Genomic DNA, 2,800 nt, shown 5'->3' with positions numbered 1-2,800 from the left:
GTGGTCTCGGTCGGCCCGTACACGTTGGTGACCGTCGCCGCGTGCGCGGTGAGGGTCTGGGCGAGGGTGGTGGGCAGCGCCTCGCCGCCGACGAGGACTCGCAGGCCGTCGACCGCGTCGGGGTCGTGCTCGGCGAGCATCTGCCACAGCGTGGGCGTGGCCTGCATGATCGTGATGTTCTCGGCGGCGAGGAGGTCGGCCAGGGCGGCCGGGTCGCGGACGGTGTCGGCGTCGGCGAGCACCACGGCCGCGCCCGCCAGCAGCGGCAGGTACAGCTCCAGGGCGGAGATGTCGAAGCTGACCGTGGTCACCGCCAGCCACCGGTCGCTTCCGTCGAGGTGGAAGCGGTCGGCCATGTCGGTGAGGAAGTTGGCCAGGTTGCGGTGGGACACCACCACGCCCTTGGGCCGCCCCGTCGACCCGGAGGTGTAGAGGAGGTAGGCCGCCCGCTCCGCGGGAAGGTGCTCCGGCAGTGCCGTGTCGGGGGCCTCGGCGGCCTCCTCCACCAGCAGCACGGGCACGTTCCCGCCGTGGCGCGCCGCGGTCTCGGCGGTGGCCACGAGGAGCACGGCCGCGGAGTCGGTGAGCATGGCGGCGATGCGTTCGGCGGGGAACTCCGGGTCCAGCGGCAGGTACACCCCGCCCGCCCGCTGCACCGCCAGCAGCACCGCCACCAGCTCCGGCGACCGCGGCAACGCCACCGCCACCACCCGCCCCGGACGCACCCCGCGCCCCACCAGCAGCCGCGCCAACCGGTCGGTCTCCGCCTCCAGACGGGCATACGACCACTCCACACCACCGCAGCGCACCGCCACCGCCCGCGGCCTGCGACGCGCCCACCCCGCGACCGCGACCGCGGGCTCCACAGCCGTGACCGGCCGCCCCGTGGCGTTCCACTCCTCCACCACACGACGGCGCTCCGCCCCCGTCACCACCTCCACCGCACCGACCCGCCGCCACGGATCAGCACTGACCTGCCGCAGCACCAGCAGCAGGCGTTCGGCGAGCCGTTCGGCGGTGGCGTGGTCGAACAGGTCGGCCGCGTAGTTGAGGGCGATGCGCGTGCCGCCGTGGGCGTCCTCGACGAACGCGAACTCCAGGTCGAACTTGGCGGTGTCCAGCGGGGTCTCCACGAGGCGGCTGGCCGAGCCGAACAGGCGGTCGGTGCCGGCCGGGCGGCGCTGGTAGGACACCATCGTCTGGAACAGCGGGTGGCGGCTGACCGACCGCGCGGGCCGCAGCAGGTCGACCACGGCGTCGAAGGGCGCGTCGGCGTGGGCGAACGCGGCCAGGTCCACGGCGCGGACCCGGTCCAGCAGTTCGGCGAAGGCCGGGTCGCCGGACAGGTCCAGGCGCAGCACCAGGGTGTTGAGGAAGAACCCGACGGCGTCGTGCACGGCTTCGTCTGCGCGGTCGGCCACCGGGCTGCCCAGGGGGATGTCGGTGCCCGCGCCGAGGCGGTGCAGCAGGACCGCCACGGCGGCCTGGACCACCATGAAGACGGTGACGCCGTGGCCGGCGGCCAGGCGGCGCACCGCTTCGACCAGGTCGGCGTCGAGTTCGGCCTGGACGAGTCCGCCGCGGTGGCTGGCCGCGGCCGGGCGGGGCCGGTCGGTGGGCAGGGCCAGCTCGTCGGGCAGGCCGTGCAGGGCCTGCTTCCAGTGGGCGAGCTGGCGGCCCAGCGGACTGTCGGGGTCGTCGGCGTCGCCGAGCCAGGCGTGCAGCGTGGCCGCGTAGTCGGAGTACTGGGCGGGCAGCGGGGTCCAGTCGGGGGCGGCTCCCGCGGCGCGCGCCCGGTAGGCGGTGTCGAGGTCGCGCAGCAGCGGCCCGAACGACCACTCGTCGGCGGCGATGTGGTGGCAGACGAGGTACAGCACGCAGCCGTCGACGTGGTCCCCGGTGATCAGCCGGATGCGGATCGGGGGCTGTTCGGCCAGGTCGAAGGGTTCGGCGGTGAGTTCGGCGAGCAGGTCCGCCACGGGGCCGCAGGCGCGCACCGCGGCGACGTCGACCCGCACCTCCGCGGGGTCCAGCAGCACCGGTTCGGGGCCGTCGTCCCCGTCGCGGACGAGGGTGCGCAGCACCTCGTGGCGGCCGACCAGGTCGTGGGCTGCCGCGCGCAGCACGTCGAGGTCGAGCACGTCGGCGACGTGCACGGCCAGCGGCACGTTGTAGGCGCCGCGGGTCTGGTGGACCTGTTCGACGAGCCAGAGCCGCCGCTGGAAGTGGGAGAGCACGGGCGGCTCCCCCGCCGCGCGCCGCACCACGGCGGGCCGCCGGTCCTCGGCGGTGGTGAGGCGGCGCGCGAACGCGGCCGGGGTGGGCGCCTCGAACAGGTCGCGGACGCCGACGTCGGCCCCGAGCAGGGTGCGCAGCCGGGCCACGGCGCGGGTGGCGAGCAGGGAGTGGCCGCCCAGGGCGAAGAAGTCGGCGTCGACGGCGACCCGTTCCCGGCCGAGCACCTCGGCGAACACCTGGCAGGCGAGTTCCTCGTGCGCGGTGGCGGGTTCGCGGCCGGTCCGCTCCTCGGCCGCGGCGGGGCCGGGGGCGGGCAGCGCCGTGCGGTCGACCTTGCCGTTGGCGGTCAGCGGCAGCTCGTCCAGGACGACCACGGCGGCGGGCACCATGTACTCGGGCAGGGTCCGGGCCAGCGCGGCGCGCAGCGCGGCCGGGTCGGGGCGGGCCTGCGCGGCGGGCACGACGTAGCCGACGAGCCGCTGGTCGCCGGGGGTGTCCTCGCGGGCGGTGACGACCGCCTGGGCGACTCCGGGCTGGTGCAGCAGTGCGGTTTCGATCTCGC

General features: G+C 75.8%; 1 protein-coding gene. It reads right to left on the bottom strand.

What is annotated here, in order from left to right; all coding sequences use genetic code 11:
• Positions 1–2,800 (bottom strand): condensation domain-containing protein (locus tag AC529_RS07345; protein WP_157080159.1); only part of this gene is annotated, 2,800 nt, incomplete at both ends.

Origin of the sequence: Thermobifida cellulosilytica TB100 (genome assembly GCF_001517975.1) — a bacterium.
In the GTDB taxonomy this organism is placed as follows: domain Bacteria; phylum Actinomycetota; class Actinomycetes; order Streptosporangiales; family Streptosporangiaceae; genus Thermobifida; species Thermobifida cellulosilytica.
Note: the sequence above shows the minus strand (reverse complement) of the source record. Positions and strands in the feature narration are given on the sequence as shown.